This is a genomic window from Acinetobacter terrae (genome assembly GCF_002135195.1).
Lineage (GTDB): Bacteria > Pseudomonadota > Gammaproteobacteria > Pseudomonadales > Moraxellaceae > Acinetobacter > Acinetobacter terrae.
In genome coordinates this window covers 82221-107749 of record NZ_NEGF01000009.1, presented here as the reverse complement: position 1 = coordinate 107749, position 25529 = coordinate 82221, and the positions used below count along the sequence as shown (strand labels likewise).

The window sequence follows — 25529 nt, the reverse complement described above, 5'->3', positions numbered from 1 at the left end:
ACTGTATGCCAACTGCGCGGCGGGTTTGTTATTAATGGGTGAAGTTTTATTATCGGATTGCGCTAGGCAGTTAAATGCAGGGCTTCCAGGGAATTTTGCCAGAGAGTTGCCGACAATTCAGATTCTGGCATCGACAACTTTCTGCCAATCCCGTAAGGATATAAGGTAATTGACCGGCGTATTAGTTTGTTCAGTGTCTATAAAAGTGTCTAAGGCCATAAACATGATGTCCATTTAATATGACCTGCCCCCCTAAATTTAGACGATTGATTAAACAGCTTTTAATGACTGAATTCTGTATTGTAAAGGGCTCAGTCCTCAATATTAAAAAATTTTAAATTTGTATATCCAAAATCAATTATACGTGACCCTAAAAAGTCATTCGGTACCAAAATGGGCACAAGCGAAAACACTCTCCTGAAGGGGAGATCGAATATTCATATGCCCATAAAACAAAAAATGAAACAGAAAACTTTCAACTGTAACTTTTTAATTATATTTAGATCAATGGGCCAAGTTTCTGAAAATAAGTTTAAGACTTTCTAACATTTTTTCAATTTGTAATGGTGTTAAACCATCAAAAGATTGATCTAAAACGATGTGGCTGAGATCGTTAATTTTTTGCGCCATTTGTTGTCCTTTATCGGTTAATACAACCCGGGTAATTCGGGCATCATCTTCACAACTATAAGTATTCACTAACCCTTCGTCTTTTAAACGGTAAATAATTTTTGTGGTGGTCGACATCTTGGAAATCACCATTTCTGATAGCTCGGATACACTTGCCTGGGGTTTGGCTTTTAAAGCCAGTAAAATACGACGACGAGAATTATCTAAACCATATTTTTTTAGTGCATGATCCACGTTCTGCACATATTGAGCATGCACTTGAGTGACCCAATAATACGGGGAATGATCTAGATTAAAATCGGCTGCTGCAGAAAAAAACTTATTGTACTTTTTCGTCATGAGTAAAAATCTCTAATTTATTGTTGTAATTGAAATTATTTTCAGAATTGAATTCTATTTGAAAGCTATTCATTTTAGCAATACATATTAAATTATTTTTATTGCTTATTCAGATCTTAAGTCTCTTGTAAAATTATAAGGAAAGCTACAAATACTTTGCATGTTGTCTAACAAAATTTTATTAAATAAAAAACCCTGACATCCTGTCAGGGTTTTCGTATTGGTGAGCTAGGTATAACTCCTGTCGTACCTTACAATCCTTGTGCTGATCTATTTTTCTTATTCTATGGAACTTCCTATTCCTGATGATTTCATCATAGGAAATAAGCCTTAGACTGCCTATAGGCAAAGGGTCTAAATCTTTGGACGTTAAAGCCTACAATATGATTAAAAAGTATACGCATACTTATCCGCATAAATTGGGGATTGTTTTAAGCATTGAGTAATTGATAAAGCACAATAAAATTTCATTTTGACTAAAATATGATCAATTTTATTGGCAAAAGATATCTGAACTGAGAGGATATTAACCCACCTGTTTTCAAACCAGTTAGTTAAGGGTTTTTAGAGATGAATAATTTGTGATTTTTATTTTCATGAGATCCCAATAATAGATAAATATATAAGCTGTTCACGTCCCCTTCACATCTCTTTTTTTAAATTAAATAAAAAGGAAGGAGTATTGTGATGAAGGTTATAAAAACACTATTGGTATCGACCTTGGCGCTCGTCAGTCTAGCCGCCTGCAAAACCGTTCCAAGTTATAGCAGTGACTATACTCAGGCAGATCATAAAATTCAGGGTATCAATCTAACAGATCAACAAGCTTTAGATATCGGCACTCGTTTTGTTGCTGCATTTAATACCTTAGGCACTCCTGCCTTTGTGAAACAAGCCAGTAATTTATATGCAGATCAATTATTTATTAACGATACCCTCTCTCAATTTTCTCAAAAAAAAGATTTGGTCCAACATTTTCAAGGTATGAATAATCGGGTAAGCAATGTCAGCGTCAAACTGATCAGTGCTACACATCATCAGGATTCTGCCTACATTCACTGGCAAATGGCCTATGACTTTAAGATGTTTGGTCGCACTAAAACCATGGATTCTTATGGTATAAGTGAAATTAAAATAAATCCGGCAAATCAGATTATTTTCCAACAAGATTTTTGGGATCCTGCAAATGGTCTTTATCGTTCACTACCCCTGGTCGGAGGAGCATACGGATGGATTTTACCCTTCAAAAAATCGCTTTAACTCTGATGTCTACGGCCATCCTAGCTGTTAGTGTACCAGCGGGTGCTGCAACATTAAAAAAATGTAATACAGCGCCTTTGATCGTTACTGCAAAAAATGTGGGACAGATCAGCTATTTTGCTGAAAACTGTGAAAAAGCCTGGGACACTCAGAGTATTCAACTCGATTTTGCCTATAGTTATGATATTCCCGAATGGGCATTTAAACGGGCAGCTAATCATTTTCTGAAAAAGAACGTTGCAGGCTATAGCCCAAACATGGCACTGAACCAGATTACCCAATGGTACAAGCCTGTCAAAAAAGGCGATTTATATCGTCTAAATTACCAACATACTGCACAAAAAATGACGTTATTACTGAACCAGAAAGTCCTTGGGCAAGTGAGTGATACTCAAATAAATCAATATTTTAATATTTGGTTTGGTGCGACGCCTTTTAATGCTAAATTAAAGCAGCAATTATTAAATTAAAGGTTTAATCATCGACTTATGAGCAATCACTTTATCCTCATGGTTGAGGATCACTTTGAATTAGCAGCAACGATATGTGAATTTCTAGAAGAACACGGCTATATCATTGATCATGCACGGACTCTAGATGCTGCACGTCATTTATTAAAAAATCAGCACTATCATCTGTTATTACTGGACATTAATTTGCCCGATGGTTCAGGCTATGATTTATGTGATTGGCTGCGTAATGAGCAGGATCTGGATTTACCGGTACTGATGCTTACAGCTCGTGACACTTTGGATGACAAATTAAAAGGCTTTGCCTCTGGAACCGATGACTATCTAGTGAAACCGTTTGATTTTAATGAATTGGTGATGCGGATTCGTGCCCTGATTAAACGCTCATTAGGTGAGGTATCTAACAGTAAACTACAGATTCACGATTTGATCCTGGACAGTTCAACTCAAACAGTCAGTCGTGCCGGTCAGAATCTTGACCTCCCCCCGATTCAATTTAAATTGCTCAAAATTCTCATGCGCCACTCCCCCAAGGTCATCAGTAAGCAGGAAATTATGATGGAACTCTGGGGCGATGAGGAACCGGAAAGCGATGCTTTACGCAGTCATATTTATAATTTGCGTAAAGTCGTTGACAAACCTTTTGCGCAAAAACTGATTCATACCGTGTCTGGGGTGGGTTTAAAAATTGCCCTTGAAAGTTGAGATGACAGCGCAGGTTAATGTAAATACACCACCACAATCAGTCCAGTTGTATCTGCCAGATTGAGCTCGCTATGGGTACTCAAATAATACTGTCGGTCAAATAACTCCACTCGCCATCCCAGTTGTTTGCATAGTTTCTGAACCAGCTGTAAGCCAATACCATGCCCCTTGGCGGTGAGAGAGAGTTGCGAGTCAGTCAAGGCTTGCACCTTGGCATTATTGGGTAAGCTAATACCAATGCCATTGTCTGCAATCACGATCTTATTTTTTTGCTGAATAATATGAATTTCTGATCCTTGAGAATAGTTCAGTGCATTACGTAAAATATTGCTCAGCACCATTTTGGTCATCGAAGGATACAGCAAACGCGGTTGTTCTCCGACCTCATCTTGCACTTCAATGCTCATGCCTTTACTTGCACTGACTGTATCTAAATCTGTGACTAAATCTTCAATGATTTCAGACAACATACATAGTTCAGTGCTTAAATCATTAGTTTTATTACGCGCAATCGCCAGTAGTGTGTCGACCAACAGTTGCATGTCTTCAATGGTATTGTTTAAGCGGATCAATGCTTTATCATGTCCATAACGCGCCTGACAAAGCTGTACATTCCCTTTTAAAATGGTGAGTGGAGTACGCAGCTCATGACTCACATCTCCAGTAAACTCACGTTCACGTTGTATAAACTCATTCAGGACCTGATGATATTTTTCCAGTGCCTGTTTGAGGTATTCTGCTTCCATGTTGCCATTGGTATGAATGCCCAGAAAAGGCGAAACCTGTTTATTCTGATGTGCCCAGTCAATATGCTCCAGTGCATTCGCCAGTCGGGTAATCGGAGAAAAATAACGTTTTGCACGGCGATTGGACCAGAGTAGAAAGCTATACAGTACAAATAAGCTGAACATCAGCGGAGCCAGACCAAACAGCCAGATCAGCTTATTGACATTGCTTTCACCAAACACCAATAACACATGCTGACCATTGCGCTCGCTATAGACCGTCATGCGCTCCTTGCCATCAATGAAAATTCGATGCACACCGTCCTCAAGCTGCATGGACTGAAAGCGGACTGGCGGAGTATCTGTTGTCCAGCGATAACCATACAGGTTTTTGGTATCGGGCAAGTCTGCTTTGGGATTACGTTCTACCCGGGTCCAGTAATGATCCATTTCCTGTTCAAGTGCAGTTTTCAGCAGTGAACCTTTGATAACCCATGCACTACAGGCCAGACCAATCACCACAGACAGCGCGATCAGTGCAATCTGCAACCAGTAATACCGGTTGAACACCTTGCTTAATGGATGTGTGCCGGTAGTGTTTGAATCGGGTTTCAACATAAACTGACCGCTATGATAAAGCTGAGGAAATTATACGCCTTTCTTTTTAAACAGGAAGTGACCAATCACCCATTCCTGCCCCTGCTCGAAACCAAACAGTTCAGCACAAGCCATAAAGAAAATGCGCCAGCGTTGCCACCAGGCATCTGCATCTTTGCCATAGACCTGCTGAAATAAAGGCTTCAGTTCAGCCTGCTGGCGATCCATATTGTCTAGCCATGCATTTGCTGTTCTTTGATACTGTACACCTGACCATTGCCAGTGCTGACTCAGCTCGAGATGCTGCTGAAAGTGCAGGAACGTAGAGGCCGAAGGCATAAGACCGCCGGTAAAGAAATACTTCGACATCCAGTCATATTCGGACTGGATTTCAAAAGGATAATGTAAAAAACGATGGCAGAAAATATGACACCACAGTAAACCATCGGCTTTTAACCAGCCCTGAATTTTTTCAAACAGGCGCTGATAATTACGCACATGCTCGAACATTTCCACCGAAACTACCCGGTCAAAAGAAGCAGGTTCAAGCTCGAGTACATTCACATCACAGGTCATCACATTCAGATTGGTGAGCCCACGCGCATGTGCCTGAGACATAATATGCTGGCGCTGTGTCGCGGAATTAGATACCGCGGTAATTTTTGCATTGGGATAATGCTCTGCCATCCACAAGGTTAAAGATCCCCAGCCACAACCTAACTCAAGTATGTGCTGACCATCTTTTAACTGGGCACGCTCTGCATAAATGTGTAGGGCATTTTCTTCTGCTTCATCCAGCGTTGTTTGTTCACTGGGAAAATAACAGGCGCTATATTTCAAACGCTTGCCCAGTACCGCCTGAAAAAACTCGGTCGGTAATTCATAGTGTTGCTCGTTGGCTTTGTCTGTAGCCACGGCAATTTCACTGTTTTTCAGCAGATTCAGCACATCCATATAACGCTGAGCCGCCTGTTCAGGATCATAACGCCCTTCCTGAATCAGCCTTTTTTTACTCAGTGCCCGGATTGCAGCGCGAATGGCCTGATCTGGAATCAGTCCACTTTCAACTAATTTTAATGACTTATGAATGATAAAATCCATGGGCGTACCTACTTTTTGGGTTTCCACAAAATAAACATAGATGTTCGTTGTTGATAATCGCGATAATTTTGTCCACGATTTTTCAATGCTTGTTGCTCGTTAAACGGAATCCCGGTGATGTAATATAAAAACAGCCACATCAGCACGGGATAAATCCATAACCCATATAAACCCACAGCCAAACCTAAGATGGGATAAGCAAACCAGTGCAACCATTCAAAGAAATAATTGGGATGGCGCGAATATCTCCACAAGCCTTGGTCCATGGTTTTGCCATGATTTTCAGGATTGAGTTTAAATTTATACAATTGCTGATCAGCCAGTGTTTCACCCATCAATGCGATAACCATAATCAATGCAGAGACAACCAGCAAAATCATGCTCTCACTTCCCCACTGTTCTGCAGGTGTATTTAACAGCAGCCACATCGGCAGGAAAAAAAGAATCGCTAAACCTGCCTGAAAGATGAAAAAAGCCAAAAATCCAAGATGTTGAAACTTGCCCATGGCGCGTCGCATATTGGCATAGCGGCGGTCTTCCTGCTGTTCTGACTGATAACGCCGCAGCAAATGCCAAAAAAGACGTAAGAACCAGAACCCACTCAATACACCGATAAAAACACGAAGCCAGTCAGGTGCAGTTTCAATCAATACCGCACTTAACAGCACATTTAACCCAATACAAAAACTCCAGGCCACATCGACAATACCGGCACGTTTATTAAATATAGCAACCACCCAGCAGCACAACATGATCAATACATTCAGCAAGAATAAGTTCCATAGCATCATCTTGTCTCCTGGGTCTGTGGGTTAAGCGAACTTAATAAGGACTGGCTTCAAACAGCATATGCACGTCACTAATCACGCCTTCTTTAAAGCCACCTTCGCAATAGCATAAATAGAAGTCCCACATCCGAATAAAGTTGTCATCAAAACCCAGTGACTTGACCTGACCTTGCGCAGCTAAAAACCGCTCACGCCAGTGATGCAGGGTTTGGGCATAACTTTGACCAATATCATCCAGCTGCTTCAAACGTAACTTTTGTTCAGAAGCACTTTGCGTTAAAACACTGATGCAGGGAATAAAACTGCCCGGAAAAATATAGCGTTTAATATAGTCCACCGTATTCAGTGCTTTTTTATAGCGCGCATCTTCAATGGTAATGGCCTGAATCAGTGCCAGACCATGCGGCTTAAGCAAAGCTCGGCATTTTTCAAAATAGGTCGGCAGATATTGCTCACCGACGGCTTCAATCATTTCAATCGAAACCAATTTATCGAACTTGCCATCCAGCAAGCGATAATCTTTGAGTTGAACATCAACACGGTGACTCAAACCTGCAGCCTGAACACGTTGCACAGCTTCTTCATACTGTGCCTGGGAAATGGTAATGGTGGTGACCTGACAGCCATAATGCTGTGCCGCATAAATGGCAAAACCACCCCAGCCACTGCCAATTTCGACCAAATGATCCATGGGTTTCAGCTGTAATTTCTGACAAATCAGTTCTTTTTTATAATCAGAGGCCTCTTCCAAACTCATCTGTGTCTCTTTAAAGACCGCACTGGAGTACATCATGGAAGAATCGAGGAACAATTTAAAAAAGTCATTACTGAGGTCGTAATGCTCTGCAATATTTTTACGACTGCCTTTCAGCGTGTTTTGACGGGTCTTGTACCAGCTTTTCAGCGCAACCTGACTGGCTTGCACGATAAAGTTTTGATTAATTTTATCTAATACATCACGGTTGCGTACCAGTAGTTGAATCAACTGAACTAAATCATCACTACTCCAATCACCGCGAATATAACCTTCCGCTGCACCTAAAACACCATTTTTGATAATCAGGTCAATTAATTCAGCATTATGAACATAAATATCTACATTTAAGTCAGAAGGCTCACCGACTGTACCGGTCCATACCCCATGAAAATGGATCTGACCATGACGCAGTTTAAATACCCGTCTTAATACCCATGGCAATGAATCCTGCTCACCGTAAATAAATGTTTTCAGCATGACTTATCTGTCCTTATCTTTCTTTGGGTGCCGATGAAATGGAACTTTTTTCCACCATAACTGCAAGGCTTGAAAATAGATGGAAGCCACCATCTTAAAAGGTTCAATACTATGCATTAGAGCATAACCATGCTGCTGTGAAGGAAATGTGATGGCATTTAAGCTAAAGCGCATGCTGGCATCAAAGATCAGTTGTTGCTGTTGCAACAACTGCATGTGAATCACATTAAGTTGATCAGAAAAATTAAACCGCCAACGGTAATCAATATCCATCGGCATAAATGGCGATACATGAAATGATTTTTCAAAATCAAACTCATAGCCCTGAAAATCACTATGTGCCTGAACCTGATCGCGGCAGTCATGCACATACACCTGGCGTTCATTCCATGGCGTGTTGGTAATCTCACTTAGAATAAACAGCGGTTGATGGTCTTGATTCAGAATGAAATAAAACACCACCGAATTGAAGCGAAAACCCAGACAGCGGGGTAAGGCCAGAATACGGATCTGCCAATCGGGCAACAATAACGTGCCGACATATTGCAGCAGCGCTTTTTTAACTTTTTCTCGAACTGTACCCTGATAGGCAGTGAGAAAATCATGCGGATATAAGGTCAAAACATTCCAATGCCGCGATGACCAAAGCCATGACTTTTCAGTAATCGCCTCGAGTTGATCGGGATCAAACCATAAATAGCTTAAATTCGACTCAAAAGCATGTGCTTTTGGCGCATAGCGTCTGTGACGAATTTTCGCGTCCGCAATTGCAAGCGAGGTATTTAACATCTGTGAGCTCCATGGCGAATCATGGTAAATGAGTCAATTGTTCAACCACACGGGCTGCACTGCGGGCGCCATCTTCATGGAATCCCCAGCCCCAATAGGCCCCACAAAATGAACTTCGATTTTGTCCTTGAATCTCCTGCCAGCGCGATTGTGCTTTAATGGCTTTTTCATCAAAAACTGGATGACGGTAATGCCGTTCTACCAGGATTTGACTTGGGTTTATAGGCATATTGGGATTTAAGGTCGAGAAAATCTGAGTCTTGCAGGGTAAATTTTGCAGCTTATTCATCCAGTAGCTAAAGCCATAATGAATGCCAGGCTCAGACGGTGTTGATGTGCTCTGATCAGGTGTGACATGGACATGCCAACTAGCCCACTGCGAACGTCGTTTCGGCATGATGGATTCATCATGGTGCACCACCATATGATTATCCTGATAACTGAAATTTTTCAGCACATCTAACTCTAGGGCAGTCGGATCTTTGAGCAGTTTTAGGCTGTCATCGGCATGACTGGCAAAAATAACCCAGTCAAAGGTTTGCAGTCCTTCGGCAGTATCAATCAACACCTGATTATCATGCCGGGTAACCCCATCTACCGCCAGATTTTTCCACTGAATCGATGGACATTGCTGCTGAATCGCACGGATATAGGTTGCTGAGCCACCTTTGACCGTTTGCCATTGTGGGCGTTCTTTTAGCTGCAGCATCCGGTGATGCTGAAAAAAACTGATCACAAACTTATACGGAATTTTACCGATCTGATTGACTGGACTAGACCATAAGGCACCACACATCGGATAGAGGTGTTCTTGACGAAATTCTTCCGAGTAATCATTTTGATTCAAATAAGCTTCAATGCTAAGTTCAGGATCATAATCAGCCACAGATAAATCTTTATTATCACTATAAAAACGCAGCAAGTCAGAAAGCATACGGCGGAACTTTTTATTCAAAAAGTTTTGTGGACGGGTCAATAAAGACCATTTCTGAGACGGATTATATTGCAGCCCAGTGACCAGATTATTGACTGAAAATCCCATGTCACTGCTTTGGGCTTCCACCCCAAGTTGAGCTAGCATTTCACTGAATAAGGGATAATTAAAATCATTAAATACAATAAAGCCACTATCTACTGCAACTTGCTGTCCCTCGATCTGAAACTGATGGGTGTCAGTATGACCACCAAAGTATATATTCTTCTCAAATATAGTAACTTGATGCTGTCGCGAAAGTTTCCATGCAGCATACAAACCTGAAATACCGGACCCAATAATGGCAATTTTCATGAACCTTCCCCATGTTCAACTTTATTTGAACTGATTTTAATTTTTGATGCTGTCCGGATGCTTGCTGTATATACCCGTTCAGGAATAGGTTTTAATCCCCACACCAACCCAAACCATGACATGATTTTCAGCAGGTAATAAGTCACGTCAATTTGCCACCAATAAAAGCCCTGTCGGGTACTACCTGCATAATAATGATGGTTGTTGTGCCACCCCTCACCCAAGGTAATAATCGAAAGGAATAGATTGTTACGACTATTATCTGGGGTTTCAAAATCCCGTGAACCGTATAGGTGGGCCAAGGAATTGATACACAATGTGGCATGAATCAATAATACGGTTGAAATCACAAAGCCCCAGACCAAAAGCTGTGGCCCAGTGGTAGCCAATACTGGATATGCGACAGCCAGCCACTCCCCTAAAACATAGATTCCAACTGCTGTTGCTAAGACCACCGGAAGACTGAAACGATCTAACCAGATCAGTTCAGGATACTTAAGCCAATCTTTAATCACTGCTTTACGGGTACTAAAATTTTGCTCATTCAGAAACCATCCAACGTGGCTATACCAAAAACCATGGGTAGATGAATGGGGATCTTGCTCGGTATCGGTAAAACGATGATGATAACGATGATGGGCCGCCCACCACAAAGGACCGCGCTGAGCACTCATGGTGCCTATCAAGATAAAAATAAACTGAACAAGCCGCGAAGTCTGAAAGGTTTTATGTGATAAGTAACGGTGAAAAAATGCCGTAATTGCAAACATCCTGAGCAGATAAAAAAACAGCATAAACAGCACTGCAAACCACGACACACCGACCCAAAATACTGCCAGACAGGCAATATGCAATAATATAAAGGGCAAGATACGCACCCATTGAATTTGGATGTCTTTAGCATGCCTGACGGGTTGCACTGTTGGAGTATTCGCATCACCCGACCAGCTATCCATCCAGCGTAGAAAAAATTTAAACATTGTTTCTTCCGGATATTGAATATTTATTTATACTTTTCATTCTAGGAAATGCGATATGAAATTTATGTGAAGCTCATGTCCTATTCTATACTGAGGCAACCCAGATTACCTCAGTATGAAGTCGACCCCTTACTGTTGTGGTGTTTTGATTAAATTTGACAGATCATAGCCATACTGACGCGCTGTTTCTAAATAAGATTGATAAGTCGCTTCATCCAAATGAGGCTTTTTAGATAAAATCCATAAGTATTTATGAGTCGGTCCACCGATGAGGGCAACCTGATACTCAGGATCCACTCTTAACACCCAATAATCACCTTTAGTGAACGGCAACCATCTCAAACCGGCTGGAAGAAAACTCACCTTCAGTTCACTCATTCCCTTATTTTGAGGATAAGCTACCCCTTGTGAAGCGATAATTTTTCCTGTTTCCGTATGACAGCTATTTAAGACACCAATGGTATGATCTGAATTCACAGTGTAATCGGCCGTGGTATGACTGACACAGTTGCGCTGGAAATACATAGGTAAGTGCGCAATTTCATACCATTTTCCCGCATATTGCTGAACATCAATACTTTCTACTGCTTTGGGTTTTATGGATTCTGCTTGAACAGTTAAAGAAAAAACTAGACCAGCGAATGCCATTAAGCCAGTAGCTAAAAGAGGTTTGAGCAAGCTTTTCATTTTATGACCTGTTAGGTATTCAATCCTTTAAAAATACACTAAAGGCATGTGAACAAACTGTGAAAAATTAAATAAAATCTAGATCTTAAAAAACCAAGTTGTTTTTAGGCAATCTCTAAATACATTTTTTCCTTTAGGTTCACAAAAAATTCACTTGAACATCACTATTCTTCTCATTGAACAAGTGCATTAGTCGCTTACTTAATAAAGCGCTAATTCCTTTAAATTCGCTGGGATTAAAGGGAGAATGGAATGCTTTCATTTTTAAAAGAGTTGTTCTGCTTACATGCTTATGAGTATGAACAGGATGATAAAGGTAATGTAATTAAAGTGTGCCGAAAATGTGGCCAAACCAAAATAAGATATTTGTCTAGCCCTCTCTAGCCGAACTTATTACGGCAAATGCTTACCGCATGTGAATGTTGGTAGGCTTTTTTTATTTAGGGTGTATTTTTAACAAAAAAACTAGCCTTTATATAAAAGATACGCTGTTACTTTGAATTACCCCAAAATAAAGTTAGGGCAGCTAAAATATTGAAATCGAGGGCTCGGAAGCCGGAGAGTTTAAATTAAGTCCGATTAAAGTAAGTCTTAGATTTATACGTACCATAAAAAAGCTTCAAGCTAATAAAATAATTAGCTGTTAATTACTATGGCAGTCTAAATACGGTTTGATGATTTGTAAGTTTAAATAATATGTGATTTTAGTCACATTAACTTACAAGTTAGTGATCATATTTTGATTTTTTGTGATGAAATCTTAATCAAGAAGTGCTTTAATCAGTCTCAGAATAACAATAAACAAATATAAATCTAGAAGGGCAGCAGAAATTTAACTCTCTAATTCTTTGTTATAAAAACAAGAGCAAAGAAGCAAATAAAGAATTAGAGGGTTGCGCTTTTCTTACCCAATTCACTAAATTTTCCATAGTATAAATCATATAAAATATGGATACAGAATCCACGCTTTTTTGTGCTGTTATTCCCAAGTAGAAATCTCCTATCAAGAACCAAATAGAAATGTCCTATTGGACTGCTCTCAGTAATATAGTTAAAATATATCGCACGACTAACTGGTCTAAATTCAATAAAATGATCTGGAATAACCACTTAGAAAATGGTTAGTCTTGTTTGAATATATTGAATTCTATTCGTTGTTTTAATGTGCTCATGATAAAAACCTTATGTCACATAGTCACTGATTGTGACTTGAGTGTGTTATTTGCACAATATCATAAGTGAACTGCTCCCCATCTAGGAAAGTGGTGGCTATTTAAAGTAGATAGCAGCCAAGCTGTAGAGCCCTGTTCAAAAACAGTCGAATTTTAACGGCTGTTTCCTCTATAAACAAGATAAATTATACTAATACCCCTAACAAATCACCTTCTTATAAAATATTGATTTTCCTTATGGTAAATACAGTATAGCCAATCTGATTTATCCGAGATTTCTGCATAATCTTAAAGAAAAAAGATAAATTATACAGCTTGATCAAAAATCAAACACTAAAAAAGTGTATACGCTGCGATCAAAATCACTTCTGTTAGTTTATGTAATCTTATGTAAAAATCCCACAATAATTTGTGACATATGTCGCATTTTTATTACCGAAGTGTCGAATAAATACTTCTGGATGCGCCATATCAGTAGCTTTTAGATAACTCTAGATAATCCGAAAAGCTTTTTTTTTCGTTATTTGGCACGGTAAATTTATAGTATTTAGCTAACTAAAATCTTGCACACACCAAAGTACTAAAAAAAATTAACACCTTGGAGATTTACCATGCAACTTAAAAAAAACCTACTAACCGCTACATTGCTTGCTATTGGTAGTTTGACTACTGTTTCTGCAATGGCCGCTGGCACAGCTAACGGTGAGTTTAAAGTCAAAATCAAAATTGATTCTGCCTGTAACGTGAACGCAGCTGTTGGCGCTCAAGATATTGATTTTGGTTCAGTTACTGCTGGCGCTGCAGGCCCAGCTAATAAAACATCGGCTACTGCCCTTTCTGTACAGTGCTCTAAAGGAGCCGCTTATGTTATTAAGCTCACACCATCAAATGCTAATGCAAGTGGTGCTGGCATTATGATACATACTTCAACACCGTCTGACACTATTGCGTATCAGTTGAATTCAGAAACTGCTAGTGCAAAATCTTGGGGTGATACAGGGGTTCTAGGCGGCTCTCTTGGCAATAGTGTCGGTGGTATAGGAACCGGTATGAGCAAAACTATTTCTCATGCAGTATATGCGACAGTGACAGGCTCTACCGACGTTGCTGTGGGTGATTATACTGATACCGTTCAAGTTAAAGTAACCTACTGATCTTAATGTCAAATCTCTGGTTACACCGTGTTGCAAGACACGGTCTTATTTCTGGCTTGCTACTGTCTTCTGGTTGGGCAATGGCGAGTGGTCTTCAAGTCTCTCCCATTTCCTTAAGCTTACAAGCCAGAGAAAATGCCAGTGGCCTGACGCTCAGTAATACTGGCGACAATCTGGTACACGCGCAAGTACGCGTGTACCAATGGTCACAGGACGAAAAAGGTGATCAGCGCACACCATCACGAGGATTATTGGCCAGCCCACCGATGATTGAACTCAAACCCGGTGAGCAGCAACTGATCAGAATTATCCGTGCCAAGGCACCACCACAAGGTGCAGGGGCGGTAGAAGAGAGTTACCGATTATCCATTGATGAATTGCCTGTTCAATCGACTGAACAAAAGACGGGCTTGCAGTTTGCATTGAGCTACTCACTCCCTGTATTTGTAAAGCCTGTTGGTATTGCCGAGACCACTCCTCACTTGCAGTGGGGCTACAGCCCACAAGCAGATGGCAAGCAGATGGTATTACACATCAGCAATAGCGGAAATGGTCATGCTCAATTGGCAGATCTGAGCTGGATTGATACTGCTGGCAATAATAGTGTTGATATACATCAAGGTTTGCTGGGGTATGTATTACCGGGCGCCACCATGCACTGGACGCTTAATATCCCGCCCTCAGCACTTAAGAAAGGCGGTAAATTCAAGGTAATGATTAATGGAACTCAGACGACACAAGACGGTATGCTGGACAATTCCACTCGCTAAGGCATTTTTAATGCAAAGTATGTGGATATCTGTCAGTTACGCTGTGGAACTGACAGATATTGTTTCTGCAGACATTGCCGATACCGAATTGGCCAAACTCAATCTTAACAATTACAAGGCTAGTAATGTAGATGATCTCGACCTGTATCTGGACGTTACTCTTAACGGTACCAGCGCGGGTCTAAGCCATTTCAACTACCATGAAGGTCAGCTTTGGGCAAGTGCTAGCATACTACAACAGCTCGGCTTTATTTTGCCGCCTAGCACTAGCGATCCGGTACAGCTGAACAGCTTGACGGGCATCAAAGTCAATTATGATGAGCGTCGGCAAACGGTCAGTATTATTGCTCCATTAAGTATGCTCAATCTGGCCACCACCGTCCTGAATACCAACAGTACCAAGCGCCCGCAACCGACCGCATCGCCCGGTATACTGTTAAATTACAACCTCTACGGCACACAAGCAGAGCACAATGCCACCAGCTTAAGTGCTTATACCGAACTCCGCGCATTTAATGCCCTAGGCGTATTAAGCTCCACCGCACTCACTACAGAAAACCGCCTCACTGATAACGCTGGTAATGGTAATGACTGGCAAGGTCGTACTGTACGTCTGGATACCAGCTGGAGTACTTCATTTGCCGACAGAATGATTACGGTTCGTGCTGGAGACATGCTCACGAGCGCACTCTCCTGGACACGCTCCACACGCCTAGGAGGATTGCAAATTGGAACAAATTTCGATCTGCAACCTTATCGGACAACTACGCCATTGCCTTCATTTTTTGGCTCTGCAACGCTGCCCTCGGCGGTAGACCTGTATGTAAATGGCCTCAAACAATATAGTGGTGAAGTACCCGCTGGCCCATTTGAGATTAATACAGCACCTAGTTTCAGTGGTGCTGGTACTGCACAGCTGGTATTGACTGATGCATTAGGACAAAATACCACTCTTAATTTCTCGCTTTATGACGCTCATCGTTTGCTACAATCAGGTCTTGCCGACTGGTCAGTAGAGCTTGGTGTAGTGCGCGAAAACTATGGTATCACTTCCTTTGATTACGGCAATGATATAGCCGCTAGTGGTACCTGGCGTTACGGGGTAAATAACCACTTTAGCGCAGAAGCCCATGCGGAAGTGACTAATGGTCTCAGCAATGCTGGAGTCGGTGGCACTTGGTTACTCGGCAGTGCAGGCGGCATTGTGTTCGCATCACTGGCTGGCAGCGAGAGTCAAGGCCAAAATGGCACACAATACAGCGCAAACTACTCATGGAATAACAATCGTTTCAATATCGGTCTCAATACATTGGCCACCCATGGAGATTATCGTGATGTAGCTACACAGTATGGAACAGCCCCTGCCCACCGAAGTGAACAAATCTCAACAGGTTACAGTACTCAATCTTTGGGCAATTTTGGCTTAAGTTATAATAAAGTGGCCTATTCGCAGCAGGAAACCACACAGTTTGCCAGCATTTATTGGGCTAAATCCATTGGTCAACGCCTAAGCCTGAACTTTAACTATAATCAAGATCTTAATAACTCAGCCAATAACAGCGCCTCACTTGGTGCATCACTTTCGCTAGACCGTAATATTTATGTCAGCAGCGGTGTGCAGCACACAGACCATCGCAATGAATTTGTAGTTGATGTCTCACAATCGGTTCCGAGTGCAGGTGGCTTAGGCTGGCGTGCACAAGCACAACACAGTACCAGTAGTGATGACAGTAACGCTGGACTAGCCGAACTGAATTACCTAGGTCGATACGGTCAGGTACAAGCAGGTATCAGTAGCAACGATGGTAACTACTTTAGCTATGCAAGTGGCACGGGTTCACTGGTCATGATGGGTGGGGGAATATTTGCTGCACGCCAAATCAATAGCGGTTTTGCAATAGTCTCTACTGAGGGGATTGGCAACGTACCGATACTACTGCAAAACAACAATATTGGCACCACCAATAGTCATGGCCGTTTACTGGTGACATCGCTGAACGCTTACCAAGACAATAAGATCAGCATTGATCCCATGAACTTACCCGCTGATCTGCGGATTGATAAGGTGAGTATTGAAGCTACACCGACTGATCGTTCTGGCATATTAGTGAATTTTGGCATTACTCCAGCGCGCTCGGCCTCTGTGATTCTTAAAGATAGTAATGACCAACCCATAGAAATAGGCAGTCAGGTACAATTACTCAGTAAGAAAGAAGCTTCGACAGCAATCGTTGGATTTGATGGTGATGTCTATTTGGACACACTGGATGAGCACAATGTGCTAGAGGTGACTACGCCATCTGGTGATGTCTGTAAGACTAGTTTTGACTATCAAAAGCAGAGTGATGGAATTCCACTGATTGGCCCACTCATCTGCCAGAAGGTACAATAATGAATATAAATATATTTCAGTGGCGTTATAGCCTATTTTTAATACTAACAACAAGCTTATGGTTAGCAACAAGCAATGCGCAAGCAGCTCTCACTGTTACATGTTCAGCAGGCATGAATACAACAGCAGGAAGCACTGGTATTGTGAATATTGGTACTATCACGCCCAGTAATGCTAACAATGCCAGCATCTCAGCTACATTAAATTATAGTTGTACCAATATCGGTGACACTGCCGGATATGTGTCGGTCTGCCTTGCAGTTGATGGCGGCGACTCTGCCCCTGGTACCCTTTACCCACGCTATATGAAGAATGCTGGATCAAGCAGTAATCCTCTGGCATTCACCATGACATTACCTGACAATAGTGTTTGGGGCAGCCGTACTTATACTACTCAACCTAAAGAATACGATTCAGGCTCACTCCCCATCTCTGCAAGTTCAACGATCTCAGGCAACGTACGTGTCACGATCTCCCTGATTTCTGGAAGCAATAATACTAGTGCCACAGCCGGAACCTATAGCAATGATTTCGGAAATGGTAACCATACCTCATTAACATACAAATCCGGCCCCAACGAGAATGCCGCTGATTGCTCAAATGGAAAGCAAGGAAGCATTCGATTCCCGTTTAAAGTCCAGGCCACTGTTATTCCCAGCTGTGTAGTTACTGCTACTTCCGACATTAACTTGGGCAGTTATTCAGCCGGAACGACCAATATCGCTGGTAACAATAGTAATGCGATCGGCGTGAAATGCACAAATGGCGCACCCTATAACATCGGATTGACTCCATCAAACGGCAACGTAGAGGGTACAGGGGTTATGAGTGGCACCAGCGGCAACCCTGACAAGGTACTCTACCAACTGCGTTCAAATACTGGTCTTGGGGGAGCGATATGGGGCAACACTGCTACTTCTACCTCTGTAGGGAATGGGGTTACAGGTACCGGTACAGGAGCAGTTCAAACACAGCCTGTGTATGTCACTGTGCCTAATGTTGACTTTAAACCTGACAACTACTCAGATAGGGTAACCATCAAGATAAATTATTGATATTATTTATATTTTCATATCAGACTTTAATCCTCTTTGGAATGACAAGCCATCTTACCAAGTGATGAATATTCGGATTAAAGAGCCACTACTTTCCTAAACAAGTTTTGTTACTTCGCACAAAAGGTAGTATAAAAAATAAAGCCTTATAGTCTCTCCCAAAACTATAAGGCTTAGCGCCTAGGCTTTTCCTCTTTATAACTTACGTTCCTATAGGTTCGTAGTTATGTTTTTATAATTATAGGGTTTCATCTATCTACACCTTATCTAATAGTAGTGATGTAAAATAGGTTCTTTTTACTAGGTCAAGAATATCCGATTTTTCCTTAATTCTTTAATAGGAAATTTTCATATTCATATATATATTTGGAATAGAAAATTTCCACAAATGAAATAAAATTTTATAAATAGAAGCAGGAAGTCCGCTACAACAGATATTTTTGCATCCTCCCTGACTAAAGGACAGGGATTCCTACTGCTAGACGCTTATGCTCAAGCATGAGAATGTTTCTTGCAGTATTTAAGTCAATGTTTCTATCTAAACACTTGAACACTCACACTGCCATTCTCTTATTCCAAGCCCGGTCCTACCTTTGAGCAAGGGGAGCCATTGATGCAAGATTAGTGGTTGCTGTTATTCAGGATAATGAGGCTAAAGTAATGGCACGATGGTCACTACTAAGTAATGTACCTTCTGATATTGATACAATAGAATTGACAACCTGATAATATTCGCGCTGGACAATAAAATGTTTTTCAAGCGGCTTCAGATAACCCCACAGGCCATATTAAGAAGGCTATTGATAGCATGGCCTGTATTTTAAATGAGCCTAAAGGCGGAGTTTTACACTCGATTTGATAATTTATGGATCAAGAGCTGCCGCGAGATCTGATATTTATAAACTGGCAGATAATTATATGTGAGGATTATCACATTTTTGTTATATTATTTAAGTAAAATTAGTAATTAATATTTAGATCCCATTTAAAGAATTTCAGTTGAGAATCTATCAAAAATGCGCAATACAACTCAAGAATGGAATGCTATATGAGTCAAACAGCGAGTTATTTAGATACTCAATCTATCTTTAATTTAATTGGGCAGCATGCCGACTTAGCACTCATCTTTCAGACTGTCAGTGAATGGTTAGAAGCTCGGATACCAGATTCAATGGTATCCATTATGTTGTACTCAGAAACTGAACAAACTTTAAATCTGATAAGGGATACAAAGCATTTTTCTAATCGATATAAAGAAGCGATCACAGATCTAAAGATAGGGCCAAATGTGGGAGCGTGTGGGGCAGCAGCTTTTCATCGAAAACTAATTATTTGTGAAAATTTAGCGATTGATAAGAACTGGGAATCTTTCAAAACCCTGATTCAAGAAGAAAATCTAAATGCGTGTTGGTCTACGCCTATTATTAATGCGCAAGGAAAACTCTATGGTACATTTGGAACCTATTATCGTTCTCCTAAATGTCCAACCTCCACTCATATTAAATTAATTCGTCATGCAGCATCTTTAGTTGCCTTAAGTATGGATCTTCATGCAGAACGGCAACAAAGCCTGACTCTTAATGATAAATATCGATCTTTCTTCAATTACCATCCTGATGCAATTTTTGAACATGATCTTGAAGGCAGCATTATTGATGTTAATCTTGCCTCTAAAGACATCACTAAATATAGTCTTGAACAGATTATGGGCTTACATTTCTCGAAATTTATTTGTGCTGAATCTCAGGCCATAGCTGAAACTGCTTTTGAACAAGCGGTGAACGGCAATGGTCAGCACCTGGAAATCCAAGCGCTGAATGCCTTAGGGGAATGTTACTGGTTGGACCTCACTTATTTACCGATAAAACAAGCTCAACAGGTGGTTGGCGTATTCGGTATCGCTCGAGATATTACCTATCGGCGTGAAACCGAAGAAATGCTGCGTCTGCTTAAACGTAGTGTTGATGCTAATCCTCATGGCATCGTGTTGGCCAATGCGACCCAGAACCAAGCTATTGAATATGTTAATCCTGCTTTTGAAAACCTGACCGGTTATACGAAAGAAGAAGTGATAGGTCAAAATTGTCATTTTCTGCAAGGTCCTGATACAGATCCTGAGACGGTTAATAAAATACGAAATGCGATTAAAGAACAAGAAGAAATTCAGGTCACCTTAAAGAACTATCGTAAAGATGGTAGCTGGTTCTGGAACCAACTGATATTAGGACCAGTTTTTAATGACAAAAACTTTTGCACACATTTTATTGGAATTCAGCAAGATGTCACTCAACAACGGGCAAATAGCGAATATATCGCCCGTCAGCAAACCCACGATAATTTAACTGGATTAATTAACCATCATACCTTTGAAGAAGCACTCGATGTCGCATTTTGCATACAACATGAGAGTCATCAATCCTTGATTGTTATGTATGTAGATTTAGATGACTTCCAACCTTTAAATCAAAGCTTGGGACACGTCATTGGTGATCAACTTCTGAGTGCTGTAGCAAATCGCCTGCGTCAAGTCATTCAAGAAGAGGATGTGATTTCTCATTTTTCAGGAGATGAATTTGCCATACTTCTGAATAAGTGTCATGACTTAAAAGAAGTCGCTGTTATTGCAGAGCAAATATTAAAAAGTTTATCCGTTCCATTTGATATTGAGAATCATAAAATCCATATTAGTGCCAGTATTGGCATTGCAGATGATGACCCGCAGGTAGAAAAATCTAAACAATTGCTGCATCATGCGATCCATGCCATGAGTGAAGCAAAAAAAGAAGGTGGAAATACTTGGCACTGGTATGCTTTTAATGCGACCCGCACACACAAAATCGATTACGTGCTGATGCGCCATGAATTAATGGTCGCCCTCGAAGAAAAACAGTTTAGGCTCGTCTATCAACCGGTTATTGATGCTGACTCAGGCCAATTGAAAAGTGTAGAAGCCTTAATTCGTTGGCAGCATCCACAAAGAGGTTTGATTTCTCCAGCAGACTTTATCCCGTTCGCTGAAAGAACAGGTCAAATTGTAGTGATTGGCCAGTGGGTTTTACAACAAGCTTGTCAGGATATTGTGGAATGGAATAAGAAACATGGTGCTACCCTTAGTGTCGCAGTCAATCTTTCTCCTTTACAATTTAGACGTACAGGCTTTCTGCATGACTTGCAAAAAACACTTGCAGATACGCAATTGCCACCCGAGTTGTTAAAAATTGAAGTCACTGAAACCATGTTAATTGCAGGTGCTGATCGTTCTGCAGAAATTTTAAAAACTGTGCGTGATTTAGGCGTCAAAGTGTCTGTAGATGACTTTGGAACAGGCTACTCCAGTCTGAGCTATCTACGGACTTTACCTATTGATGAGATCAAACTTGATCGTAGTTTTATTGAACATTTACCTGAAAATGAAAAAGATGGCGCTATTGTTGCTGCCATTATTGTCATGGCCCATAAACTGGGATTAAACGTAGTTGCTGAAGGCATAGAAAATCAAGCCCAGGCTCAGTTCCTCAAAAAATATGAATGTAATTATTTTCAAGGCTACTATTTTGCTAGACCTGCTTGCCTTGCGGAGCTCAAACTTAATTATAAGCAGGTAGAATTATGATGAAAATAAATACAGTTCCACTATTTAATAACGAATACAGTTACGTCCGCTATTTTTAGCTTGATAAAGTTTATTATCAGCCATTTTAAAAACTTCAGTCACAGCATCTGAGTTTTTAGGCCAAAATGCCATTCCAACAGATATTGTAATGGGTCCGATAGAATTGATATTGCTTGATTCCATTGTTTTTCTTAAACGTTCGGCAGCATTGTAGGCGACCTTGGGATCGGAAGTCGTCATTAAGACAATAAACTCTTCTCCTCCTATGCGACAACAAATGTCTTCATCCCTGAAATTATTTTTCATAAAATTGGCAAAGGTTTTTAAAACGATATCCCCTTGATCATGACCATAGGTATCATTAACATTCTTAAAAAAATCGATATCAATAGCCAGAACAGCAAAACTTCTTCCTAAACTCACCAATTCTTTTAAGAAGATTTGCATACCACGTCGATTATATAAACCCGTCAGTGGATCGGTATTCACATGTTGACGCAATTCAGTAATCTTTTCACTGAACGTTTGTGAACTGAGTAGCAAAGACGTTCTAAACTTTAATACTTCGAAATACCAAGGATCAACTTGTTTGATTTTATCTTGAATGTCTGGCTGATTGAGCATGCTAGCCATTTTGGCCAAGCTATTTAAAGGTGAAGAAATAAAGCGCGACATTCTCCAAACTATAAAAAATATAAAAAAATAAAAGATAGAAATGCCAATAGAAACTTTCAAAAGAATAGCATTGGCCTGCTTTAATAACTCTTCTGTCGGTTGCTGGGAAACTACGATCCAGTTCACACTCGGAATGTATGCAAAACCTGCCAAATTTTCGACACCACGACTATTGATTAACCGGACACTCCCCATCCGTGTACGCACTATATAGTCCAGACCATTATTATTGATAATTTTTTCTCCAATTCTTGAATGATCAGGATGAAAAATAATGCGATTATCCTGATCAATAACATACATATAACTTTTTTTAAAGTCATACTCCGTTGAAAGCATTTCCTGAATTAGATTATTCTTTTGTAAATAAATCGTGCCACCCATCATGCCGCGATAATTTTTATTCTGGTCATAAATAGGTTGAGACAGAAGTACAACAAGATTATGTTTAACTGACCAATAAGGCGAAGAAATATAAGTCGTTTTATGCTTTAAGGATTCAGTAATTCCCACTGTTTTATATAAAATATGGGTATTAAGATTTAAACTTTTCGGTTCAAAAGAGACGATTTTTCTTTGCTTATCAACAATTAATACACTATTAAATCTATTTGATTGGTTTTTAATCCGTCTTACTTCTTCTTTTGTTAATTGGTGATTAGAAAAATCCTGTCCTAACAGGTTAGCACTATACTTTAGCTCATTCAGCATATCACCGAAATGCTGATTTGCACTGGTGGCAACCTTTGACGCATATTTGGCATTCACTGAAAGCGAGTTCTGAATGAGCTGCTCTTTAATCACATAATTGAGAATAAATATAGAAACAATAAATAAGCACGAAACACTGACGATGGTTGAAATCAGGATCAGTTTACGAAGATTTAATTTAAGTGCCAAGAGAATCTGTTTCAAAAACGCAATCTCGCAATACCGTGTCCAAGTTTACACTTTATAACATATTTGCCAAATAACTTAACAATTTGATTTGTAATAAACCCAACTATGTATATTTTTTAATCATAATAAAATAAAATTATTGATTCAAATACTTAAAGATAGCGTGATTTATCTGCTTTAAACTTCTGCACTTTAATCCCTAATTTTCCTACAATTTATATATCGTGCTATTTAGAAAACCACCCCATTCCCAGTTCAATCAGCAGCTAAACGAATGACTCTTTATTTAAAAAACCGAGCTACTTACATAACTCGGTTAACTCTCTAATATTCACTCAGCTACTAAAATTACTTTCATGAAAATTAGAATGTGACCCGTTTATAATCACGGTAGTTCGGCTTCCAGAAATTCGCTTCGATGGCTTGAGTTAACAACTCATCAGAGATGAGCGGTGCAACCCCCGCTTCCATTGCTGCTTTGGCCACTTTAAAAGCAATAATCTTAGATACCTGCTGAATTTCATTCAAATCAGGGAGTAGATTAGCTTCTGGATTCTGTAACATGGGTGAGCATGCTGCCAAGGTATTACTCGATGCTATCAGCATACTGTCGGTTACTCGAGTTGCACCAGAGGCAATCACCCCCAAACCAATGCCAGGAAAAATATAAGAGTTATTACATTGCGAGATGTTGTAAATCTTACCTTGATAATTAACAGGCACAAATGGGCTGCCAGTTGCGATGAGTGCCCTGCCTTCGGTCCATTGCAAAATATCTGCTGGCACGGCTTCAACTTGTGAAGTCGGATTCGACAATGGCAAAACAATGGGACGTTCGCAATTAGCTGCCAGCGTCTTGATGATCTCTTCAGTAAATAAACCTGCTTGACCCGACACACCAATTAACACCGTGGGTTTGGCATTTTGTACTACATCGAGTAAGGAAATAATTTCTTGCGCATTGCCCCAGTGCTCCACATTGTCTGGTTTTTGCGCGAGCTTACGTTGAAAATCAAGCAAATTTGGCTGGTTTTCAGTGATCAAGCCAAAACGGTCAACCATATAAATACGAGCACGTGCCTGCGCATCGGTTAAGCCTTCAGTCACCATTTGCGCCACAATTTGTTCAGCAATACCACAGCCAGCTGAGCCTGCACCCAAGAAGGCAATTGTCTGATCTTTCAGTTGTTTACCTGCAGCATGCGAAGCAGCAATCAGACTCCCCACGGACACCGCTGCCGTGCCTTGAATATCATCATTAAAACAACAAATTTGATCACGATATTTATTTAATAAAGGCATGGCATTTTTTTGGGCAAAATCTTCAAATTGAATCAAAGCTTTTGGCCAACGGCGCTGAATGGCTGCAATCACATGGTCGACAAATTCATAATATTCATCTCCACTAATGCGTGGCTGATTCCAACCCATATAAATAGGATCGTTCAGCAATTGCGAATTATTGGTACCAACATCTAAAGTAATCGGTAAGGTATAAGCAGGACTTATGCCACCACATGCAGTGTATAAAGACAATTTTCCAATCGGAATGCCCATCCCACCAATACCTTGATCACCCAAACCTAAAATACGTTCACCGTCAGTAATAACAATGACTTTGACATTTTTTTTATTCACATTTTGTAAAATATCATCAATATGGGCTCGATCTGGATAAGAGATAAAAATTCCGCGATGGCGGCGATAAATATCGGAAAAACGCTGACAAGCTTCACCCACTGTTGGGGTATAAATGATCGGCATCATTTCAGTTAAATGATGCTCAATTAAGTGATAGAACAAAGTTTCATTGGTGTCTTGAATATTGCGCAGGTAAATGTGCTTATTGATCGCATCATTAAAAGCACAATATTGTTGATAGGAACGCTGGCTCTGCTCCTCTATGCTTTCAATGACATGAGGAATAAGGCCGTGCAAATTGAAGTGACTACGTTCTTGTTCAGTAAATGCAGAACCTTTGTTTAACAATGGGAGTTCTAAAAGGGTATTACCCGCATAAGGAATATATAAAGGGTGCTTTTGAGCCAAATTATCAGTTGTCATTTCCAATCTCATTTTGACGTATTGTCGATGGAATGCAGAAGAATTCAATCCCATCTGACCAGAGTCTAGCTTAGCCCTATTTGGTGACAATTTGATATTTATAAGCTTGATAGCAATCCACAAGTGATTTTATCGGTGAAT

At 40.4% G+C, this 25529-nt stretch carries 19 protein-coding genes and 1 pseudogene; 8 read left to right on the top strand and 12 right to left on the bottom strand.

The genetic code is table 11. From position 1 onward, the window contains the following. Positions 1–504 precede the first annotated feature (504 nt). The gene (locus B9T23_RS11060) at positions 505–969 is read right to left on the bottom strand and encodes a MarR family winged helix-turn-helix transcriptional regulator (RefSeq protein ID WP_067723714.1); all 465 of its coding nucleotides are present in this window, start codon (positions 967–969) and stop codon (positions 505–507) included. 687 nt (positions 970–1656) lie between these two features. Here B9T23_RS11060 and B9T23_RS11055 point away from each other — a divergent pair. From B9T23_RS11055 to B9T23_RS11045, 3 genes are read left to right on the top strand one after another with little or no spacing between them, the layout of a single operon-like run. Beyond that, positions 1657–2229 (top strand): nuclear transport factor 2 family protein, encoded by a 573-nt coding sequence (locus tag B9T23_RS11055; RefSeq protein WP_067723713.1) that lies wholly within the window; start codon positions 1657–1659, stop codon positions 2227–2229. After that, positions 2199–2699, top strand: a complete 501-nt coding sequence (locus tag B9T23_RS11050; protein ID WP_067723712.1) for a chalcone isomerase family protein — start codon at positions 2199–2201, stop codon at positions 2697–2699. The genes B9T23_RS11055 and B9T23_RS11050 overlap by 31 nt, the downstream gene beginning before the upstream one ends. A gap of 18 nt (positions 2700–2717) precedes the next feature. Next, positions 2718–3404 (top strand): response regulator transcription factor, encoded by a 687-nt coding sequence (locus B9T23_RS11045; protein WP_067723711.1) that lies wholly within the window; start codon positions 2718–2720, stop codon positions 3402–3404. A gap of 14 nt (positions 3405–3418) precedes the next feature. Here the strand turns inward: B9T23_RS11045 and B9T23_RS11040 are convergent, their stop codons facing one another. The 8 genes from B9T23_RS11040 to B9T23_RS11005 all read right to left on the bottom strand — a co-directional run bounded on the left by B9T23_RS11040 (position 3419) and on the right by B9T23_RS11005 (position 11554). Further along, a complete protein-coding gene (locus B9T23_RS11040) occupies positions 3419–4747 on the bottom strand; it encodes a sensor histidine kinase (protein ID WP_067723710.1) in 1329 nt (442 codons plus the stop codon). 30 nt (positions 4748–4777) lie between these two features. Then, on the bottom strand, positions 4778–5827 hold the full coding sequence (locus tag B9T23_RS11035; RefSeq protein ID WP_067723709.1) for an SAM-dependent methyltransferase: 1050 nt from the start codon (positions 5825–5827) through the stop codon (positions 4778–4780). Between the two features lie 8 nt (positions 5828–5835). Further along, positions 5836–6615: a DUF1295 domain-containing protein gene (locus B9T23_RS11030; protein WP_067723728.1), complete on the bottom strand. Its 780-nt coding sequence runs from the start codon at positions 6613–6615 to the stop codon at positions 5836–5838. 34 nt (positions 6616–6649) lie between these two features. Beyond that, on the bottom strand, positions 6650–7849 hold the full coding sequence (locus B9T23_RS11025; RefSeq protein ID WP_086194132.1) for an SAM-dependent methyltransferase: 1200 nt from the start codon (positions 7847–7849) through the stop codon (positions 6650–6652). Positions 7850–7852: 3 nt separating this feature from the next. Then, positions 7853–8638, bottom strand: a complete 786-nt coding sequence (locus tag B9T23_RS11020) for a DUF1365 domain-containing protein (RefSeq protein ID WP_086194131.1) — start codon at positions 8636–8638, stop codon at positions 7853–7855. Between the two features lie 19 nt (positions 8639–8657). Then, entirely contained in the window at positions 8658–9926 is a 1269-nt protein-coding gene (locus B9T23_RS11015) for an NAD(P)/FAD-dependent oxidoreductase (RefSeq protein WP_067723706.1), read from the bottom strand. Further along, positions 9923–10906 carry an acyl-CoA desaturase gene (locus B9T23_RS11010; protein ID WP_067723705.1) on the bottom strand — a complete coding sequence of 328 codons (984 nt, stop codon included), beginning with the start codon at positions 10904–10906 and terminating at the stop codon, positions 9923–9925. Before B9T23_RS11010 ends, B9T23_RS11015 begins: the two co-directional genes overlap by 4 nt. Before the next feature lie 129 nt (positions 10907–11035). Continuing rightward, complete coding sequence (locus B9T23_RS11005) at positions 11036–11554, bottom strand: lipocalin family protein (protein ID WP_407640426.1); 519 nt, start codon at positions 11552–11554, stop codon at positions 11036–11038. Between the two features lie 1822 nt (positions 11555–13376). Between B9T23_RS11005 and B9T23_RS11000 the strand changes: the two genes are divergently transcribed. From B9T23_RS11000 to B9T23_RS10985, 4 genes are read left to right on the top strand one after another with little or no spacing between them, the layout of a single operon-like run. Continuing rightward, positions 13377–13919, top strand: a complete 543-nt coding sequence (locus B9T23_RS11000; protein ID WP_086194130.1) for a Csu type fimbrial protein — start codon at positions 13377–13379, stop codon at positions 13917–13919. 5 nt (positions 13920–13924) lie between these two features. Continuing rightward, positions 13925–14689 (top strand): fimbrial biogenesis chaperone, encoded by a 765-nt coding sequence (locus B9T23_RS10995; RefSeq protein WP_213033039.1) that lies wholly within the window; start codon positions 13925–13927, stop codon positions 14687–14689. Next, positions 14640–17081, top strand: coding sequence for a fimbria/pilus outer membrane usher protein (locus B9T23_RS10990; RefSeq protein WP_228145920.1), 2442 nt, complete (start codon positions 14640–14642; stop codon positions 17079–17081). The genes B9T23_RS10995 and B9T23_RS10990 overlap by 50 nt, the downstream gene beginning before the upstream one ends. After that, positions 17081–18136 carry a Csu type fimbrial protein gene (locus B9T23_RS10985; protein ID WP_086194128.1) on the top strand — a complete coding sequence of 352 codons (1056 nt, stop codon included), beginning with the start codon at positions 17081–17083 and terminating at the stop codon, positions 18134–18136. Before B9T23_RS10990 ends, B9T23_RS10985 begins: the two co-directional genes overlap by 1 nt. A gap of 455 nt (positions 18137–18591) precedes the next feature. Here B9T23_RS10985 and B9T23_RS17240 read toward each other — a convergent pair. Then, positions 18592–18731: pseudogene (locus tag B9T23_RS17240) on the bottom strand (RNA-guided endonuclease InsQ/TnpB family protein); the annotation flags it as partial. 453 nt (positions 18732–19184) lie between these two features. Here B9T23_RS17240 and B9T23_RS10980 point away from each other — a divergent pair. Then, on the top strand, positions 19185–21749 hold the full coding sequence (locus B9T23_RS10980) for a bifunctional diguanylate cyclase/phosphodiesterase (protein ID WP_086194127.1): 2565 nt from the start codon (positions 19185–19187) through the stop codon (positions 21747–21749). Positions 21750–21773: 24 nt separating this feature from the next. Here the strand turns inward: B9T23_RS10980 and B9T23_RS10975 are convergent, their stop codons facing one another. Together B9T23_RS10975 and B9T23_RS10970 are read right to left on the bottom strand one after the other, a co-directional pair. Then, complete coding sequence (locus B9T23_RS10975) at positions 21774–23339, bottom strand: sensor domain-containing diguanylate cyclase (protein WP_086194126.1); 1566 nt, start codon at positions 23337–23339, stop codon at positions 21774–21776. Between the two features lie 348 nt (positions 23340–23687). Then, positions 23688–25388 carry an NAD-dependent malic enzyme gene (locus B9T23_RS10970; protein WP_086194125.1) on the bottom strand — a complete coding sequence of 567 codons (1701 nt, stop codon included), beginning with the start codon at positions 25386–25388 and terminating at the stop codon, positions 23688–23690. Between the last annotated feature and the right edge of the window lie 141 nt (positions 25389–25529).

Excerpts from the sequence above, each read along its gene's own strand:
- B9T23_RS11060 (WP_067723714.1), bottom strand. The coding sequence starts at position 969 with ATGACGAAAAAGTACAATAAGTTTTTTTCTGCAGCAGCCGATTTTAAT.
- B9T23_RS11055 (WP_067723713.1), top strand. The coding sequence starts at position 1,657 with ATGAAGGTTATAAAAACACTATTGGTATCGACCTTGGCGCTCGTCAGT.
- B9T23_RS11050 (WP_067723712.1), top strand. The coding sequence starts at position 2,199 with ATGGATTTTACCCTTCAAAAAATCGCTTTAACTCTGATGTCTACGGCC.
- B9T23_RS11045 (WP_067723711.1), top strand. The coding sequence starts at position 2,718 with ATGAGCAATCACTTTATCCTCATGGTTGAGGATCACTTTGAATTAGCA.
- B9T23_RS11040 (WP_067723710.1), bottom strand. The coding sequence starts at position 4,747 with ATGTTGAAACCCGATTCAAACACTACCGGCACACATCCATTAAGCAAG.
- B9T23_RS11035 (WP_067723709.1), bottom strand. The coding sequence starts at position 5,827 with ATGGATTTTATCATTCATAAGTCATTAAAATTAGTTGAAAGTGGACTG.
- B9T23_RS11030 (WP_067723728.1), bottom strand. The coding sequence starts at position 6,615 with ATGCTATGGAACTTATTCTTGCTGAATGTATTGATCATGTTGTGCTGC.
- B9T23_RS11025 (WP_086194132.1), bottom strand. The coding sequence starts at position 7,849 with ATGCTGAAAACATTTATTTACGGTGAGCAGGATTCATTGCCATGGGTA.
- B9T23_RS11020 (WP_086194131.1), bottom strand. The coding sequence starts at position 8,638 with ATGTTAAATACCTCGCTTGCAATTGCGGACGCGAAAATTCGTCACAGA.
- B9T23_RS11015 (WP_067723706.1), bottom strand. The coding sequence starts at position 9,926 with ATGAAAATTGCCATTATTGGGTCCGGTATTTCAGGTTTGTATGCTGCA.
- B9T23_RS11010 (WP_067723705.1), bottom strand. The coding sequence starts at position 10,906 with ATGTTTAAATTTTTTCTACGCTGGATGGATAGCTGGTCGGGTGATGCG.
- B9T23_RS11005 (WP_407640426.1), bottom strand. The coding sequence starts at position 11,554 with ATGGCATTCGCTGGTCTAGTTTTTTCTTTAACTGTTCAAGCAGAATCC.
- B9T23_RS11000 (WP_086194130.1), top strand. The coding sequence starts at position 13,377 with ATGCAACTTAAAAAAAACCTACTAACCGCTACATTGCTTGCTATTGGT.
- B9T23_RS10995 (WP_213033039.1), top strand. The coding sequence starts at position 13,925 with ATGTCAAATCTCTGGTTACACCGTGTTGCAAGACACGGTCTTATTTCT.
- B9T23_RS10990 (WP_228145920.1), top strand. The coding sequence starts at position 14,640 with ATGGAACTCAGACGACACAAGACGGTATGCTGGACAATTCCACTCGCT.
- B9T23_RS10985 (WP_086194128.1), top strand. The coding sequence starts at position 17,081 with ATGAATATAAATATATTTCAGTGGCGTTATAGCCTATTTTTAATACTA.
- B9T23_RS10980 (WP_086194127.1), top strand. The coding sequence starts at position 19,185 with ATGAGTCAAACAGCGAGTTATTTAGATACTCAATCTATCTTTAATTTA.
- B9T23_RS10970 (WP_086194125.1), bottom strand. The coding sequence starts at position 25,388 with ATGACAACTGATAATTTGGCTCAAAAGCACCCTTTATATATTCCTTAT.